Consider the following 17,928-nt stretch of genomic DNA (forward strand, 5'->3'; position numbering starts at 1 on the left):
CCCGTTTAGGGTGGGCCTAATGATTCATGCAGCTGGATCAAACCACCAGTGTTCGGAGTGAAACAACGTGGCCGAGAAAAACGAATACCCGCCTTCACCGCAGAGTGACAAAGAGCAGGACGCATCGGACACAACCGCAGAACACGCCGAGCATCCGAAGGCTCCCGAGCCGACGGATGAACAGCGGCCCAGGCCCCGGCTTTACGGGTATGACAAGGACCTGTGGCCCTGAGCAGTCAGCTCAACGCCGCTTCCGTTTAGTCCGTTGTTCCTCCTGCCGTTCTGAGTGATCACGCTCAGCGGACCGTTGCGATTTCCCTGCCACCACCACCTTCTGGTGCCACTCGCGTTGATAAGCCCTGCGGGCGGCGGCATCGGTGCGCCGGGCCAGAGCGGCAAGTTCGCGTTGCATTTTTTCGTAGCTGAGCCACCTTCGTTCCTCCAGCGTCCCGTCCGCCAAGGCTGCCTGCACCGCGCAGCCCGGCTCGCTCTGATGGGCGCAGTCAGTGAACCTGCAAAGGCCTGCCAGCACCTCCACATCGCTGAACATCTCCGTCAGGCCCTCGTCGGCGTCGAACAGTCCGAATCCGCGTACTCCGGGAGTGTCCATCAGGACCGCCCCGTTGGGCAGCGGGACAAGTTCCCGGGACGTGGTGGTGTGCTTGCCCTTGAAATCTCCCGAACGGACTTCGCCGGTGTGCTGCACCTCGCGGCCCACCAGCGCATTGATGAGGGTGGACTTGCCGGCGCCTGACGGTCCGAGGAGAACCAAAGTCCCGTGCGGTGGCAGGTGCGCCAGCAGCGCGTCGATCCCATCACCGTTCTCGGCTGAGGTGGTGACCACTTCCACGCCTGCCGCCTGCAGAATGACCTTCCCGACGACGTCGTCCGCTATGTCCGCCAGGTCCGCTTTGGTGATGATCACCAGCGGGACCGCGCCGGAATCCCAGGCGGCCACGAGCGTGCGTTCCAGGCGGTTGTGCGTGAGGGGGCGGTCCACCGGCACCACCACGCCCACCACATCCATGTTGGCGGCCAGGACCTGTGCCTCGGAAGAATCCTCAAAGGCACGTTTCCGGCTGAGTTCGGACCTGCGCGGGAGGATCCCGGTGATCTGGCGGGGGCCCGCGCGGTTGGGCCCGATCCAGACCCAGTCGCCGGTGACCGGCACTCCGGCGTCCAGCGGATAGGGCAGGTGGAGCAGTTCGCTGCCCACGGCGACGAGGACCAGGCTGCGGTCCACGCGGACCACCCGCCCGCGTTCGCTCTGCATGACCAGTTCCTCGCGGGCATGGTGTTCGGCTGGGTCGGCGTCGAAATGTGCGGCGACGGCGGGGGAATAACCGTACGCTACCGGCCCGTCGTGGCCGGTGGTGGATGCGGCAAAGCTATCCAGGCTGATGCCTGACGAATTGTTCAAGGTGATTCCTTAGGGGTGGTCCCCAGGCGCCGGATAGTGCGCAGACCCGCGGCAGGAACTTCTGCCGGCAGTTGCTGCCGCGGTTAAACCGGGCTGTTGCTGGAGACGGGGGTGTTGTGTTTGATGTGTGCGGAGCACTCTGGGCGCGCGGCTGCAGCAGTCATCAAAACCACCTCCCTGCCTCTTCCGGTGTCCGGATTTCGTCACGGACTCTCGGTTCCTGATTCTAGCCACGCGAACGCCTGTTGTGTAGGGCGCCAGGAATTGCTGAGTTGCTCGTCAAACTGACGCGCAGCTCATCCCGCGGCGGGGACGCTGAGGAGCTGCAAGAAGTCCCGCAGTGCCCCGGCCATGTCCACGGAAGCGTCGTACAGCCAGGCAAGCTGCACGCCCTCGATGAGCGAGGCTGTCTGGCGGGCAAGGACAGCCGGGTCAAGCTGAGCTACCACCCGGCCGGCCCCGATTTCACGCTCAAACTCAGCCCGCAGTGAAGAGATGAGCTCCTGGTCGCGCCGCAGGATGAACGCGTGGGCAGGATGGTCCGGATTGACGCCTTCGGCCCGCAGTGTGGCGTCCAGCTGGATCACACCCCGGATGCCTGCGTTATGGCGCATGACCTCGGGCACGGTCTCCAGCAGGCCCTTCTCCTCGAGCAGGGTGCGGCGCCAAGGACCTTCACGCTCCTCCCGGCGGACAAGGACAGCCTCAAGCAGGGAGTCTTTGCTGCCGAAGTGATGCAGCAGTGCGGTGTGGCTGGTGCCGATCTCTTCCGCGATCTGGCGGATCGACAGGCGCTGGAAGCCCTTTTCGGCGAAGACAGAGAAAGCGGCATCCACCAGTTCAGCGCGTTTGCGCTCACCGTTGGCGTATGGAGCGCGCCTTCCGCTGCGGGCCGGCTGCCTTGTCAGTGCTGTCATCGAGCCCTCCATGCTTTCGTCGTATTACAGCCTATCAAGTTTCCTTTCCACCTTGGTAAAGATTGCAGGAGGAAACTGTTCCAACTTGGAAAATGTTTGCGTATTGTTGTAGCCAGCCGCAGGGCAGGCGCCTTCCACGAACGGCAGGGCTGCCCAACGCACCACTGAAAGGCTTTTCCATGACTGAACTCCAGCACTTTCCCGCCAACTTCCTCTGGGGCGTCGCCACGGCCGCCCACCAGGTGGAGGGCAACAACACCAATAACGACACCTGGTTCCTTGAGCACCTCCCCGGCACCATCTTCGCGGAGCCGTCAGGAGACGCCATCGACCACTACCACCGCTACCGTGAGGACATCGCGCTGATCGCGTCACTGGGATTCAGCACCTACCGCTTCTCGCTGGAATGGGCGCGCATCGAACCGGAAGAGGGCCACTTCTCCGTCGCGGAACTTAACCACTACCGGCGGATGCTCGAAGCGTGCCACGAGCATGGCCTGACGCCGGTGGTTACCTTCCACCACTTCACCTCACCGCTGTGGCTCCTTGCCGCCGGCGGCTGGGAGGACCCGGCCACGCCGGAACGCTTCGCCCGCTACTGTGACCGCGCCACCGAACACCTGGGTGACCTGATCGGCGTCGCCTGCACCCTCAACGAGCCCAACCTGGCCTGGCTCCTCACAGCGCTGGGCATCGGCGGCGAACCGGCGGAGCACCGGGGCCAGGTTCCGCTGTGGTCCGCGGCCGCTGAAGCCCTGGGCATCGAGGCGGCAACGGTTGCGCCTTTCCAGTTCACGGCTTCCGATGCGGCCTTCGACGTGAAGCTCGCTGCGCACCGTGCAGGCCGGGACGCGATCAAGGCCCGGCAGCCCGAACTGATGGTGGGCTGGACCCTCGCCAACTCTGACATCCAGGCAGCCGAGGGTGGCCAGGAGCGGGCGGACCAGGTCCGGCGGGACGTCAACGAACGCTTCCTGGAAGTCTCCCGCGGTGACGATTTTGTCGGGATCCAGACGTACGGGCGGACGGTCTTCGGGCCCGACGGCGTGGCCCCGGCTCCCGCGGGCGCCCTCACCAACCAGCTGGGGGAGGAAATCTACCCGCAGGCCCTGGAGACCACCATCCGGGAAGCTCACCGCATCGCCGGAATCCCTGTCATGGTCACCGAAAACGGCCTGTCCACCAACGACGACACCCAGCGGCTTGCCTACTTCGAAACGGCGCTGGCTGGAGTGAAATCCTGCCTCACCGACGGCATTGACGTGCGCGGCTACATCGCCTGGACCGCGTTCGATAACTACGAATGGATATTTGGTTACGGTCCCACGTTCGGAATCATCGCCGTCGACCGCGCCACCCAGATCCGCACCCCCAAGCCGAGCGCGTACTGGCTCGGCGGTGTGGCACGGCAGGCCCAGGAGCGGCTGAGCACCGTGGGCTGACCAGCCCGCGGGGGCGCCTACGCGCGCATGCTCACGCTGTCACTGGGGCCGGTGTTGTAGCCGAGGTTTCGGGACACGGCCCTTGCCGTCGCCTGGACCGCGGGTGCCAGGACGTTCGGGGGAGTGGCGCCATCCGGCACCACGATGGACAGCGCGGCCACCACCACGCCCTGCGCATCAAAAATCGGCGAAGCCACCGACACGGTCCGGGAGGGCGCGGACCTGCGGATCATGGCAACACCTGTGCGGCGGACGTCGGAAAGCGTCCGCCGCAACTGGCCTTCCGGCATGGCATCCACCCCCGATTCCATGTCCGGAGGCTGCCTGATGACCGCCTCCTGAAACTCTGCGTCCGCCCCCGCGAGCAGGACAAGGCCCACCGCCGTCGATCTCAGCGGCGCCCGCCCGCCGACGCGGTAGGCCACCTCCGTGGCCTGTTTCGATGACAGCCGCTCAATGATGACTGCCTCGTTCTTGTCCCGGACGGCCAGCAGGACGTGGTGGCGGGTCACGGCAAAAAGGTCCTCGAGGTAGGGAAGTGCAATCTCGCGGACGCCGTGGCCGCGAGGGGAGAGGGACGCCACTTCCCACAGCCGCACCCCCACCACATACCGGCCGTCATCCAGCCGCTCCAGTGCCCCCCACGCCACGAGCCTGGCGATCAGGCGCAGTGCTGTGGGTGCGGGCATCTCCGCCAACCGTGCCATTTCAGAAAGTGTCAACGCACGACGGCGGTCGCTGAACACAGCGAGCAGGCTCAACGCCCGGTCAATGACCGGTTCGCCCTGCTTGGGACGCCTGCCGCGCTGCGGCTTTGCCGCGTCCTCTCCAACTTCAACCGTCACGTTTTGTGCTCCTTTGCCATTCATGTCGGGTGACCCCCACCACAATACTGTTTCAACCAATGAAATCTCCATGGGGAGCCGGTACCCGCGCCAGCGATTGTTGAAGAAGCCGGTTACCGGGGCCATCTGACGAGAGGGCACCGACGGATCGGCCCGCAGCGGTCACAGCCGACCACGAACGGGCCGCCGGTCCCGGACCCTACTCACGATTCCCATCACGAATGCGAAGGCGCACATGAAACTCCTGACCTCCCCCGCACGACGGAGCGCGGCCGTTCTGGCCGGGGCCCTCGTCCTTGGTTCCCTGACCGCCTGCGGCGGCGGAACCAGCCAGACTGCAGCCAAGGTTGACACCAGCACCCTGACCCTCGCCATCGACAGCGACTCGGCGTCGTTCGGCTACGACCCGCTGCGCGTGTCGTCAGCGCAGCGCCAGTTCTTCGAAGGCCTCTACGACAGCCTGATGGTGCTGAAAGCTGACGGCTCTGCAGGGCCCGGCCTGGCCAGTGCGTTCGAGTACAACGCCGACAACACCGTCCTGACGCTCACCCTCAAAGAGGGCGTGACCTTCACCGATGGTTCCACACTGGACGCCGCGCTGGTAAAGGCAAACCTCGACCGCCGCACAGATCCGGCCCTGTCCGCCTACTCCGCCGTGGCCAAGGGCGGCGCCCAGGAAATCACCTCCGTGGACGTGGTCAGCCCCACCAAGGTGTCCCTGACATTCGCCAAGGCGCAGCCGGGGTTCGAGAAGAACCTCGCGTCCACCACGGGCATGATCGTCGGCAAGGCCGGCGTTACCGATACCGCAACCCTCGCCGCGACCCCGGCCGGCTCCGGGCCGTACATCATTGACCCCTCCACGGTGAAGGGCAACAAGTACGTCATGGTGAAGAACAGCAAGAACGCGGACACCGCAAAGTACCCGTTCAGCAAGGTCATCTTCAGCATTGTCCTGGACCCCCAGGCCCGCGCCAACGCCCTGGTTTCCGGCCAGGCGGACGTCGCCATGCTGACGTCCAACACGGTGGACTTCGCCAAGTCCAAGGGAGTAGGCGTGTCCCAGATCGGCGGCACCGTCAACACCATGATTTCCTTCGACAAGATCGGCAAGACCGCCCCGGCGTTCGCCCAGGAGAAGGTCCGCCAGGCCATCCAGCACGCCATTAACCGCCAGGCCCTCGTGGACGCCCTGCACAAGGGTGATATCCCGGCCTGGAACGCCCTGCCCAAGGATTCCGCAGGCTTCACCACGGATCTGGAAACCAGGTTCGCGTACAACCCGGAGAAGGCCAAGAGCCTGTTGGCTGAGGCCGGCTACGCCAACGGCTTCGAATTCACCATCATCGCGGGCGCCCAGACCCAGACGGACCTGCAGGCCGTCCAGAAGGATCTTGCCGCCGTCGGAATCACCATGAACGTCAAGATGGCAGCCTCCACAGACGAAGCCTTCGCAGCCGTTGCCACCACCCCGCTCGGCTACTCCCCCCTGAACTGGGACAACCCGGTGGGCATCATGTACGGCGTGGTCCTGAACGGTTTCACGAATGTCCAGAAGGCCACTGATGAACAGCTGAGCGCCGCAACGGGCGAAGCCGCAGCGGCGAAGGACGACGCCGCCAAGAAGGCAGCACTCACTAAACTCAACACCCGCCTGGTGGAATCCGGCTGGATGATCCCGCTCTATGAAGCCCTCACCAACCAGGGCTACAACACCAAGAAGATCAAGCAGGTTGAGTTCGCAGGCACCAACGCGTACCCGCTGCTCTCTTCCTACGCACCGGCCAGCTAATACCCGAACCGTTCCGGGCGGCCGCCCCGCGGGGAGGCCGCCTGGAACGTTCTGACCGATGGAGGTCACCATGGCACTATTCATCACCAAACGCCTGCTGATGGCGTTGGCCACCGTGCTGGTGGTCGCGGTGCTGGCATTCCTGCTGGTGCACGCGATGCCCGGCAGCCCCGGAGCGGTCTCGCTCGGAGCAGGCGCGTCCCAGGAAGCGATCGACGAGGTCAATGCCCGCCTGGGCTGGAACGATCCGCTCCTGACGCAATTTGTCCGCTGGCTCGGCGACGCGGTCCAAGGCAACCTGGGGATCTCCCTTATCGATGGCCGTTCAGTGTCCGATGACCTGGCCAGCCGGCTGCCGGTCACGGCCTCCCTGGCGGCCGGCGCCACCCTGCTCAGCGCCGTCTTCGGAATCGGACTGGGCGTGAGCGCAGCCGTACGCGGCGGCCTGGTGGACCGGATCGTCGGCGGACTCTGCGGCCTGGCCGTGGCATTGCCGGCCTTCTGGATCGGCATCATCTTCGTCTACCTGTTCGCCGTCCAGTCATCCGTTTTCCCCGCCACCGGCTACGTTCCGTTCGAGGTGTCCCCGCAGGACTGGGCCATGTCCTTGGCCCTGCCGGTGATCACCCTGGCGGTTGGCGGCGCGGCATTCATAGCCCGCCAGACCAGGGCTTCCATGCTGGATGCCCTGCAGCAGGAACACATCAGGACCCTGCGGGCCACTGCTACGCCCACCTGGAAGATCCTCTACATCCATGCACTGCGTTATGCCAGCCTGCCGATTGTGGCCGGCATCGCCCTGCAGTTCATGGGCCTGTTCGGCGGCTCAGTGATCGCGGAACAGCTCTTCGCCATGCCAGGCCTGGGCCAGGCAGCCCAGAGTTCGGTCAGCACGCACGATGCCCCCGCTGTTCAGGGCGTGGTGGTGATCGCCACCGTTGTGGTGGTTGCAGTGAACCTGGCTCTCGAACTCGCCACCAAGTTCCTCGACCCGAAGTTGCGTGCCGCATGATCCCCAACGTTGCACCCGCCCCCGCCGACAGCCCGGTTGAAGGCACGGCCACTGCAGTCCGGCCCGCCCCGGGCCTCCCCACTCCGGGCTCGCCCAAGCCCGGCCCGAAGAGTGCAGTCACCAAACTGTCGGGCCACCGGCTCTTTTCCTCCCCCGGCGGGGTGGCCGGCCTGTTGTGGCTCGCCGCCCTGGTGGTCGCCTCGGTGACTGCCCCCTGGTGGCTGCCGTTCAAGACCGAGGACCAGGACTTCACCGCTGTCCTCTCCGGGCCCAGCGCCGCCCACTGGCTGGGAGCGGACGAACTCGGCCGGGACATCCTCAGCCGCATCTTCGCCTCCGCCGCGGGCACCCTGGGCACTTCGTTCATCACGGTATTGGTTGGCATCGGGCTGGGAACCATCCTGGCCATGTCCGCCGCGGCCTCCCACCGCGCTGAGGGAATCATCAGCCGGACCACGGAGATCATGATGTCCCTGCCGTCTACGGTCATCATCCTGGCCGTTATCGGTGCAGTGGGGACCAACATCCCCTTCATCATGGCCGTCCTTGGCTTCTTCATGTCCGCCGGCGTCTACCGGGTGATCCTGGGCCAGGCCAAGTCGCTGCAGTCCCAGCTCTATGTGGACGCCGCCAAAGTGGACGGTGTCAGCGCCCTCGGCATCAGCCTGCGCCATGTCCTGCCCGGCCTGACCAACACCATCGTGGTCCAGTCCGCCCTGATCTTCGCCGTCGGCATGCTCATCCAGGCCGGCCTCGCCTTCATCGGCTTTGGCCCGCCACTTCCGGCCCCCAGCTGGGGCGGGATGATCCAGAGTGCCTCCCAGCACGTCTACGACGCCCCGTGGCTGATGGTCCCCACCGGCGCCGTGCTTGCCCTGACGGTCCTGGCCGCCAATGCCATCGGCAACGCCCTGGGCAAGGCACCGAATGCCACCGCCTCCCACCTGCCCTCAGCGGCTGCCCGCCGCCAGCGCGCCAGAGCTGTTGCCGCCGTCGGAGCTGCCCCGTTGGCCGCTGCCGCTGTCAACGCCCCTGCTGCGGGCCAGCTCAGCGTCCGCGGCCTCTCGGTAGGGGTCGACGGCGGCCCGCGCCTGGTCACGGACGTCTCCTTCGACGTCGAACAGGGCACCGTCCTGGGCCTCGTGGGAGAGTCCGGCTGCGGCAAGACCATGACAGCGCTGTCCCTGCTGGGCCTCCTGCCGTCCGGCGTGGTGGCCACCGGCGGGCAGATCCTCTGGAACGGAAAGAACCTGGCAGCCGCCTCCGACAGCGAGATGGAAGCCATCCGCGGCCGTGACATCGCCCTGATCTCCCAGGAGCCCATGCGGGCGCTGGACCCCATGTTCACCGTGGGCTACCAGCTCGTCTCCGCCATCCGGCGGCTCCGGAAACTGGGGAAGGCGGAGGCCCGGAAGGAAGCACTCAGCCTGCTCGAGAAGGTGGGCATTGTGGACGCGGAGCGCATCCTCAAGACCTACCCGCACCAGATCTCCGGCGGCATGGCCCAGCGTGTAGCCATCGCCCTTGCCCTTTCCGGCCGGCCACGCCTGCTGGTGGCCGATGAGCCCACCACTGCGCTGGACGTGACGGTCCAGGCTGAGATCCTCTCCCTGCTGCGGTCCCTGGTGAAGGACACCGGGATGTCCGTGGTCATGGTCACCCACGATCTCGGCGTGGTGGCTGACATCTGCGATCAGGTGGCCGTGATGTACGCGGGCCAGGTGGTGGAGAACGGCAAAACCACTACCATCCTGGACAACCCGCGGCACCCCTACACGCTGGCTCTGCTCGCCGCCGATCCGCACGCGAATACCGCAGCAGACATGCCGGAACGGTTGGCCACCATCAGCGGCCAGGTTCCGCAGCCCAAGGACTGGCCCTCCGGCTGCCGCTTTATGGCCCGCTGCCAGTTCGCCGGCTCGGCCTGCGCTACACCTGTCCCGCTGCTGCCTTCCGGCTCGGGTGAGGGCCTGGTGCGCTGCGTCAAAGCCGACGAACTGGCCGTGGAAGGCCTCGAATGGGTGGCCACCGAGGTCCCCAGCCACCGGCTGCTGGACATCACCCCCAAACCAATGCACCGGGTTGAACCGCTGAACATTGTTGAAAAGGACATGGCATGAGCATCGCGACCCATCCCCGTCAGGAAGCACACAACGCTGTCCTTGACGGCCCCATGCTCGAGGTCAAGGACCTCGTGGTCCGTTACGGCCGCGGCCGCAAGGCCGCTGCCGCCCCGGCCGCCGTGGACGGCGTCAGCTTCTCCATCCGGCCCGGCGAGACCGTGGGCCTGGTGGGGGAGTCCGGCTCCGGAAAGTCAACCATCGGCAAGGCCATCCTGGGCCTGCAGAAGACCGCCGGCGGAACCATCAGCTACCAGGGCAAGGACATCACCCACGCCGGAGCAGCCGAACGCCGCGCCCTCGGCGGGGAACTGCGGGCGGTCTTCCAGGACCCCAACTCCTCGCTAAACCCGCGCCAGACCATCGGCGCTTCCCTGGCCGAGCCGCTGCGCCTCCGCGGCGTCTCCGCCGGGGATGCGCGGGCCAAGGCCGGGGTCATGCTGGAACGCGTGGGACTGCCCCGCGAGGCGGTTGACCGGTACCCCAGCCAGTTCTCCGGCGGCCAGCGCCAGCGCATCGCCGTGGCCCGGGCCCTGATCTGTGAGCCCAAACTGGTGGTCTGCGACGAAGCTGTCAGCGCCCTGGACCTCTCCACCCAGGCACAGGTGCTCAACCTCCTCGCCGACCTCCGGGACGAACGCGGCCTGAGCTACCTGTTCATCGCCCACGACATTTCCGTGGTGCAGTTCCTGGCCCAGCGCGTGGTGGTCCTTTACCGCGGACAGGTTATGGAAAGCGGACCGGTAGCCGCTGTGACCGAGTCACCCAAACACCCCTTTACGCAGGCCCTCGTTGCTGCCTCTCCAGTGCCCCGCCCTGCCGAGCAGGCCGAGCGTCGGAATCTCCGTGAATCCATGGGCGTCCGGACGGCTTCGTCCGTTTCCGCGACGCCGGGCGGCTGTCCGTTCCGGCAACGCTGTCCGCTGGCCACCGAACTCTGCGCCGCCGAACGCCCGGCACTGCGCACGGTGGGCCAGTCCGACGTCGCCTGCCATTACGCCTGAACGGAACCCCTTGAACAAGCCCACCCGCCTTCGAACTGACCACCTGCGCCACGCCTTCGGCATCACCAACCCCGCCCCGCGGTTAAGCTGGACGCCGCCGCAGGGAACCGTCCGGCAGACTGCGTACCAGCTGACCGCCAGCAACGGCTGGGACACCGGCCGGGTGGAGTCGGCTGCCCACAGCCACGTCCCTTACGCCGGGCCGGACCTTGGGTCACGGAACCGCTTTGAATGGACAGTCAGGACGTGGAACGTTGACGCCTGTGGCACCGAGCAGGCGTCCGGCTGGTCTGAGCAGATGGTTGTGGAGATCGGACTCCTCCACCCAGAAGACTGGTCCGCGAAATGGGTCGGTCCCACAGAAGCAGTGGTCCCCGCGCCGGCGGAGCGCCCTGGCTACGCCCTGCACCGCGACTTCACCCTCGACGCCGCTCCGGAGTCCGCCCGGGCCTATGCCACCGCGCACGGCATCTATGAGTTGTTCATCAACGGCCAGCGCGTGGGGGACCAGGAGCTGACCCCCGGCTCCACGAGCTACCACACCACCTTGCAGGTGCAGGCATTCGATATCACCGCCCTGCTCCGCGCTGGCACCAACACCGTCCGGGCAGTCCTCACCGATGGCTGGTTCCGCGGCACGTTCGGGTTCACGCGCGACGTCGATATGTACGGAATGCAGACTGCGCTCCTGGTGCAGGTGGAACTTGAGTCGGCGGGAGTGCGGAGCGTCATCGGCACCAACGAATCGTGGCTGGTGTCTCCAACGGAGATTGCCGCCGCGGATCTGATGGCCGGCCAGCAGGTGGACTTCCGGCGCCTGAGTGATTCAGGTGCCCACGGCCACGCCGTTCTGCGGGAAGGCAGTTTCGCTACCCTTACCGGTCCCGTTGCTCCGCCCACCCGGATTGTGGAGGAGCTGAACCCCGTCAGTATCACGCGCCTCCCCAACGGCAACCAGGTGGTGGACCTCGGCCAGAACATCAACGGCTGGGTCAGGCTGTCCCGGCTCGGCGCCCCGGGCCAGAAGGTCACACTGATCTATGGCGAGGCCCTGGGCTCCGATGGCGACGTCAGCCAGGACCACCTGCGCCCCATCGACTTCAGAAACCCCGGACAGTTCCTCGCGGCGGGGCAGGTGGATTCGGTCACCGCGTCCGCCGCCGCCGGTGAGGTCTTCGAACCGCGCCACACGGCCCACGGGTTCCAGTATGTCTCCGTCCAGGGCCTGGCAGAAGACCTGCTTTCCGCAAACATCGTGGGCTGCATGGTCCAGACCGATCTCGAACGCCTGGGTACCTTCAGCTGCAGCGACACCCGGCTGAACAAACTGCACGAGATCGTTGAGTGGAGCTTCCGGGACAACGCCTGCGAGGTCCCCACCGACTGCCCGCAGCGCGAAAAAGCCGGCTGGACCGGCGACTGGCAACTGTTTGTGCCCACTGCCGCGTACCTCTTCGACGTGGCAGGCTTTACCCGGAAATGGCTCAACGACGTCCGGGCCGACCAGTGGGAGAACGGGGTGGTCGCCAACATCTCACCTTCACCCGGACCCGATGTCATCAGCGCCGACTTCATGGCCTTCACCAACGGCTCGTCGGGCTGGGGAGACGCCATCATCATGGTGCCCTGGGAGATTTACCTTGCCACCGGCGACGCCACAATCCTTGAAGAAAACTGGGAAGCCATGAACCGGTGGCTCGGGTTCGTCCGCGGCACCGCGGAAGGGAACCGGCACCCGGCCAGGGCTGCAGCGTGCGCCACGCCTGCCCCGCACGAGCAGTACCTCTGGGACACCGGCTTCCACTTTGGGGAATGGATGGAACCGGGTGGACCCGCGCCGGACCTTTTCGCCGCCAAATCCGCGGACAACGGCATTGTGGCCACGGCCTACTACCGGCATTCCGCCGCCATCCTTGCCACGGTGGCCGCCATCCTGGGCAAAGATGCGGCGGCCCTGGAACTTGCTGAACTCTCGGAAAACGTCCGCCGCGCCTGGCAGCGGGAATACCTGCTGCCGGATGGAACGGTCGGCGGCGGGACGCAGGCCAACTGCGTCCGCGCCCTGGCTTTCGGCCTCGTTCCGGACGCCAAGCGTGCCTGCGTCGCAGACCAGCTCGCGGTCCTGGTCAGGGACGCGGGCACCCATCTGGGGACCGGCTTCCTGTCGACGCCATACCTGCTGCCGGTCCTCGCCGATAACGGCTATCCGGACCTGGCCTACGAACTGCTGATGCAGGACTCGGAGCCCTCGTGGCTGGTGATGGTGGACCGCGGTGCCACCACCATGTGGGAAGCCTGGGACGGCATCGCCGCAGACGGATCGGCGCATCAATCGCTCAACCATTACAGCAAGGGTGCCGTGGTCTCCTTCCTGCACCGCTACACGGCCGGTCTGCGTCAGGCCCCCGGCAGCGCAGGCTGGCAGGACATCATCATCGAACCCCGCCCCGGTGCCGGGCTGACGTCCGCCAGCACCTCGCACCAGGGCCCGCAGGGCCTCATCCACGCTGAATGGATATCCGCCGACGGCGGGCTGACGCTCACCGTCACCGTGCCGCCCGGCACCGCTGCGGACGTCAGGTTGCCCGGTGAGCCAGCCACCGCCGTCGGGCCTGGCACCCATACCTTCACCGACGCCGCCCCGGCCGCCGGGGCAACAACATCTTCCGACCTTGCAAGGAGTGCGCTATGACACCGGAGACCACCACCACGGACAGCCCGCGGCGCATGCCGGCGCCGCCGCCGTTTCCGGCCTTCGGACGGCTGCGCGACCCCGAGGAAGTATCCGCGCACTCGCTGGTGCACCGCGAAGTCAGCTACGCGATCGCCGTCGGCTTCCGCCGGCTGGCCATGGACATCTGGCTGCCGCGGCAGGCCACCGCCCCGGCGCCGCTGGTGGTGTGGATCCACGGCGGAGCCTTCCAGCTGGGCGACCGCCGCGAACTGCCGCCCACGTTCGCTCCGGATTCCGTGTTCCGTCTGCTGAACGAGGCAGGCATTGCGTGCGCCACGGTGGATTACCGGCACGCCCTCGAAGCGCCCTTCCCGGCCCAGCTGCACGACATCAAAGCCGCGGTCCGCTACCTTCGCGGCCACGCCGGGGCCTTGGGCATTGACCCGGAACGGATCGGAGCGTGGGGCGAATCCGCCGGCGGGCATCTGGCAGCTTTACTCGGCGTCACGGGCGACCGCGCGGACCTCGAGGGCGGCCTGGGTGTTCAAGGGCAGTCGAGCGCCGTCAGCGCCGTGGTCGACTTCTACGGAGTGTCCTCCCTCCCGGACATGCCGCCCATGGATACGCCACCCGGCCTGATGTCAGGCCCCTTGGTGGCCGCCGTTCCGCCGGGCATGTCCATGGAACCGGGATCCATGCTGGTGGGCGGAACCGCCGATCCCGCCCTGCTGGCAGCCGCCAGCCCCCTGGGCTACGTCACTGCCGGGGCGCCTCCGTTCCTGCTGATCCACGGCGACAGCGACGGCCTGGTCCCGCTGTCGCAGAGTGAACTTCTGTCCGACGCCCTGACGTCCGCCGGTGTGCGCAATGACCTGATCGCCATCGAAAGCGGGGACCACTGCTTCTTCTTCGCCGAGGATCAGCTGGACGGGATACTCCGCACCACCGTCGAGTACTTCACCCGCGAACTCAACCCCACTTCTGGAGCTACCCGATGACCACTACCCCCTCAGCCCTCCGCTTCGAACACCACGAGGAGCCCTTCGGCATCGGCGAGGACCGGCCGCGGCTGTCCTGGCAGGTCACCACTGACACAGACGGCTGGGTCCAGGCTGCCTACGAGCTGGAACTTGGCCCCGACGAAACGCAGTTGGTCAGCTACGGCAGGACCGGCTCGGCCGAACAGCTCCTGCAGGAGTGGCCCGCGCCGCCGCTGGCCAGCCGGCAGCGTGTCGCCGCCCGCGTTCGGGTCTGGGGAACGGACGACGACGGTCCCTCCGCGTGGAGCCCTGTCGCCTACGTGGAGGCCGGACTCCTGAGCCCCGAGGACTGGCAGGCTTCCATGATCCGGCCTGCCTGGGACGAGGCCAGCGAATCTATCGAACCGGCGGCCCGCCTGAGCCGGACATTCGAAGTCACCGGCCCGGTGGCCTCGGCGCGCCTCTACGCCAGCGCCCACGGCGTCTATGTGGCCTCGATCAACGGACGGCGCGTAGGCCGCGACATCCTGGCGCCCGGCTGGACCAGCTACCACCACCGCCTGCGCTACCAGACCTACGACGTCACCGACCACCTGAAGCCGGGAACCAACGTCATCGGCCTGGAGGTCGCCGACGGCTGGTGGCGCGGCTACCTGGGCTTCCAAGGCAAACGCAACACCTACCACCACCGCACCGCGGTGCTCGCGCAGCTCGAATTGACCAGCGACGGCGGCACCGTCACCGTCCTCGGAACGGACAGTGAGTGGTTGGCCGGCCGCAGCCCGATTGTGGCCGCAGACCTTTACGTCGGAGAAACGTACGACGCCCGGCTGGAGGATGACGGCTGGGCCGGCTCGGGCCAGGACGATTCTTCCGGGTTGCATCCTGTTGAAATCGAGTCCTTTGACGCGGCGGTGCTCGTGGCCCCCGACGGTCCGCCGGTCCGCGCCACGGAGGAGCGGGCTGTTGCTGCCGTGCTGGCCTCGCCGTCCGGGAAGACCATTCTGGACTTCGGGCAGAACCTGGTGGGCCGGGTCCGGATCACGGTCAAGGGACCCGCCGGCACGGAGGTGACGCTGCGGCACGCCGAAGTCCTGGAGCACGGGGAACTGGGAGTCCGGCCGCTCCGCGAAGCCAAACAGACGGACGTCTATGTTCTTAACGGTGCTGCGGACGGCGAGACCTGGGAGCCGGAGTTCACTATCCACGGTTTCCGTTACGTGGAGGTGAGTGGCTGGCCCGGCGACGTTGACCCGGAAGCCTTCACCGCCGTCGTGATCCATTCAGACGTGGTGCGCACCGGCACGTTTGAGTGCTCCGATCCGATGCTGAACCAGCTGCATTCCAACGTGGTGTGGGGGATGCGCGGCAACTTCGTGGACGTGCCCACCGATTGTCCGCAGCGCAACGAGCGTCTGGGCTGGACCGGCGATTTCCAGATCTTCGCGGCCACCGCGTCCTTCCTCTACAGGATTCCGGGATTCACGACGTCCTGGCTCAAGGACATGGCTGCGGAGCAGGGAACCGATGGTCCGCCGCCCCTGGTGGTTCCTGAAGTGGTGGCCGAGAAGCCGCCGTTCCCGGACCGCCCGGTCATGGCCGCGTGGGGTGACGCCGCCGTCCTGGTTCCCTGGGTGATGTACCAGCGCAGTGGTGATCTGGAGTTCCTGCGCCGTCAGCTTCCCGGAATGAAGGCGTGGCTGGACGCCGCGGCCCAGGCTGCCGGCCCGGAGCTCAGGTTTGAACACGGGTTCCAGTTCGGTGACTGGCTGGACCCCGCCGCGGCGCCGGACAAGCCGGGTGATGCCCGGACTCCGTGGCAGCTCGTTGCGCAGGCGTACCTCGCCTACTCGTCCCGGATTGCCGCAGAGTCCGCGGAGCTGCTGGGGGAGGATTCCGCTGGCCTGCTCAGGCTCTCACAACTGGCCGCCGCCGTGTTCCGCGAGCGCTACGTTGCCGACGGCGGCAGGCTGAACCCGCCCACCCAGACGGCTTACGCCGTGGCGCTGACCTTCGGGCTGCTGGAGCGCGGGGAGGAGGCCGTGGCCGCGGCGGGGCTGGCTGCAGCGGTTGAGGACGACAGCTACAGGATCGCCACCGGCTTCGTGGGGACCCCGCTGGTCTGCGACGCACTGACCGATCACGGCTACACGAACGCGGCCTACCGCCTGTTGCTCCAGACCGAATGCCCGTCCTGGCTCTACCCGGTGACCATGGGTGCCACCACCATCTGGGAACGCTGGGACTCCATGCTTCCGGACGGCAGCATCAACGAGGGCGAGATGACGTCCTTCAACCACTACGCCCTCGGTGCCGTGGCCGACTGGATGCACCGCAGCATTGCCGGGCTCGCCCCTGCTGAACCGGGCTACCGCAAACTCCTGGTCAGGCCGCGGCCGGGCGGCAACCTGGACTGGGCCGAAGCGCGGCACGAGACCCCCTACGGTGTGGCCTCGGTGCGTTGGGAGCTGGCCGGGCAGGACTTCACCCTGGACGTGACCGTCCCGGCGGGCAGCACCGCCACGGTAACCCTGCCGGACGGTTCCGATGCGGTGGAGGTTGCATCCGGGACCCATTCCTTCTCTTGTGCCTTCCGGCCGGCTGAGGATGGCGCCGCTGCCGGTGCTGACGGCCTTGAGGGCCCGGCAGGTGCCGTCCGCGGTAAGCCTGAGCCGGTGCTTCAGCCATGACCCTGGCTCCGGAGTTGGCGGATGTGATGGGGCATGTGGCGGGAGCGGGCTCCTTCGCTGAGCTGCTCGCTGATCCGTCCGGCTCCGCCCGGCTGGAGGCCTTCAGCGGCGGAGGGTTGCCGTATTTGCCACCCGACGTCCCGGTCCTGGAGATCAGTGCGCCGGGACCCAACGGGCCCGTGCCCATGCGGGTCTATGGTTCCGGCAGTGCGTTGCAGCCGGGGGCGTCCGACGGCGGCGTCCCCGGCCTCGTATGGCTGCACGGCGGCGGTTTCGCCGGCGGCGAGCTGGACATGCGCGAGGCCGACCAGTTGGCGCGCGAACTGGTGGAGCGGACCGGCGGCGTCGTGTTCTCGGTGGACTACCGCCTGGCGCGGGACGGGGTGCACTTCCCTATACCCCATGAAGATGCTCTTGCAGGCTGGCTGTGGGCGGCAGCGAATGCGCGGGACTTTGGTGTGCTTCCGGAGAAGCTGTGCATCGGCGGGGCCAGCGCCGGTGCGAACCTGGCGGTGGGAGCGGTGATGTACCTGAACGACGTCGGGCGACCGCTGCCGGCCAAGATGCTCCTGGCTTACCCGCTCCTGCACGCAGTGCCGCCTCCCGTGGACGACCCTTCCGGAGTTCTGTCCGCCCTTCCCCGCATCCTGCGGTTCAGCGCTGATGACTGCCGCGCCATGCTGGAGAACTATATTGGCGGTCCGGTGGCCATGGCCTCCTCCTACGCCGTGCCGGGCAACGCGGACCCGTCCGGGCTGCCGCCCGCTGCCATCCTGGCCGCGGAATATGATGATCTGCGCCCCTCCGCCGAGCTCTACTCGGACAGCCTCCGCCACGCAGGAATCCCTGTGGAATACCGGGTGGAGAGCGGTGCCACCCACGGCTACCTCAACCACTCGGCGGCCATGGCCGTAGTCCAGCAGGGCTTGTCCTTCCTGGCAACGGAACTGTCGGCGGCGAAGCCGTTTCAATGATTGGAATATGCTGTTCAGGTCCGGCCGCGGATCCGACAGTCTGGACTAACACGCCGGG

General features: G+C 67.0%; 12 protein-coding genes. 9 read left to right on the forward strand and 3 right to left on the reverse strand.

The genetic code is table 11. From position 1 onward, the window contains the following. Positions 1–241: 241 nt before the first annotated feature. Together rsgA and ACP7AX_RS11105 are read right to left on the reverse strand one after the other, a co-directional pair. The gene (rsgA, locus tag ACP7AX_RS11100; protein WP_131681525.1) at positions 242–1,420 is read right to left on the reverse strand and encodes a ribosome small subunit-dependent GTPase A; all 1,179 of its coding nucleotides are present in this window, start codon (positions 1,418–1,420) and stop codon (positions 242–244) included. A 296-nt stretch (positions 1,421–1,716) separates the two neighbouring features. Then, positions 1,717–2,337 (reverse strand): TetR/AcrR family transcriptional regulator, encoded by a 621-nt coding sequence (locus ACP7AX_RS11105; RefSeq protein ID WP_426226506.1) that lies wholly within the window; start codon positions 2,335–2,337, stop codon positions 1,717–1,719. 179 nt (positions 2,338–2,516) lie between these two features. On the opposite strand from ACP7AX_RS11105, the gene ACP7AX_RS11110 reads away from it, so the two are divergent. Continuing rightward, on the forward strand, positions 2,517–3,779 hold the full coding sequence (locus ACP7AX_RS11110) for a glycoside hydrolase family 1 protein (protein WP_426226507.1): 1,263 nt from the start codon (positions 2,517–2,519) through the stop codon (positions 3,777–3,779). 17 nt (positions 3,780–3,796) lie between these two features. On the opposite strand, the gene ACP7AX_RS11115 is transcribed toward ACP7AX_RS11110, so the two are convergent. Then, positions 3,797–4,624, reverse strand: coding sequence for an IclR family transcriptional regulator domain-containing protein (locus tag ACP7AX_RS11115; RefSeq protein ID WP_131681522.1), 828 nt, complete (start codon positions 4,622–4,624; stop codon positions 3,797–3,799). A gap of 235 nt (positions 4,625–4,859) precedes the next feature. On the opposite strand from ACP7AX_RS11115, the gene ACP7AX_RS11120 reads away from it, so the two are divergent. From ACP7AX_RS11120 to ACP7AX_RS11155, 8 genes are read left to right on the forward strand one after another with little or no spacing between them, the layout of a single operon-like run. Further along, positions 4,860–6,416, forward strand: a complete 1,557-nt coding sequence (locus ACP7AX_RS11120) for an ABC transporter substrate-binding protein (protein ID WP_426226508.1) — start codon at positions 4,860–4,862, stop codon at positions 6,414–6,416. Between the two features lie 58 nt (positions 6,417–6,474). After that, positions 6,475–7,428 (forward strand): ABC transporter permease, encoded by a 954-nt coding sequence (locus ACP7AX_RS11125; protein WP_426226509.1) that lies wholly within the window; start codon positions 6,475–6,477, stop codon positions 7,426–7,428. Further along, positions 7,425–9,548, forward strand: a complete 2,124-nt coding sequence (locus ACP7AX_RS11130; RefSeq protein WP_426226510.1) for an oligopeptide/dipeptide ABC transporter ATP-binding protein — start codon at positions 7,425–7,427, stop codon at positions 9,546–9,548. Before ACP7AX_RS11125 ends, ACP7AX_RS11130 begins: the two co-directional genes overlap by 4 nt. Then, a complete protein-coding gene (locus ACP7AX_RS11135; RefSeq protein WP_426226511.1) occupies positions 9,545–10,552 on the forward strand; it encodes an oligopeptide/dipeptide ABC transporter ATP-binding protein in 1,008 nt (335 codons plus the stop codon). The genes ACP7AX_RS11130 and ACP7AX_RS11135 overlap by 4 nt, the downstream gene beginning before the upstream one ends. A 10-nt stretch (positions 10,553–10,562) precedes the next feature. Beyond that, positions 10,563–13,244: a family 78 glycoside hydrolase catalytic domain gene (locus ACP7AX_RS11140; protein WP_426226512.1), complete on the forward strand. Its 2,682-nt coding sequence runs from the start codon at positions 10,563–10,565 to the stop codon at positions 13,242–13,244. Continuing rightward, positions 13,241–14,224 carry an alpha/beta hydrolase fold domain-containing protein gene (locus ACP7AX_RS11145; protein WP_426226513.1) on the forward strand — a complete coding sequence of 328 codons (984 nt, stop codon included), beginning with the start codon at positions 13,241–13,243 and terminating at the stop codon, positions 14,222–14,224. The genes ACP7AX_RS11140 and ACP7AX_RS11145 overlap by 4 nt, the downstream gene beginning before the upstream one ends. Continuing rightward, a complete protein-coding gene (locus tag ACP7AX_RS11150) occupies positions 14,221–16,896 on the forward strand; it encodes a glycoside hydrolase family 78 protein (protein ID WP_426226514.1) in 2,676 nt (891 codons plus the stop codon). Before ACP7AX_RS11145 ends, ACP7AX_RS11150 begins: the two co-directional genes overlap by 4 nt. Further along, on the forward strand, positions 16,893–17,870 hold the full coding sequence (locus ACP7AX_RS11155) for an alpha/beta hydrolase (RefSeq protein WP_426226515.1): 978 nt from the start codon (positions 16,893–16,895) through the stop codon (positions 17,868–17,870). Before ACP7AX_RS11150 ends, ACP7AX_RS11155 begins: the two co-directional genes overlap by 4 nt. Positions 17,871–17,928: the final 58 nt, after the last annotated feature.

It is taken from the genome of Pseudarthrobacter sp. DSP2-3-2b1, from assembly GCF_049895945.1.
Lineage (GTDB): Bacteria > Actinomycetota > Actinomycetes > Actinomycetales > Micrococcaceae > Arthrobacter.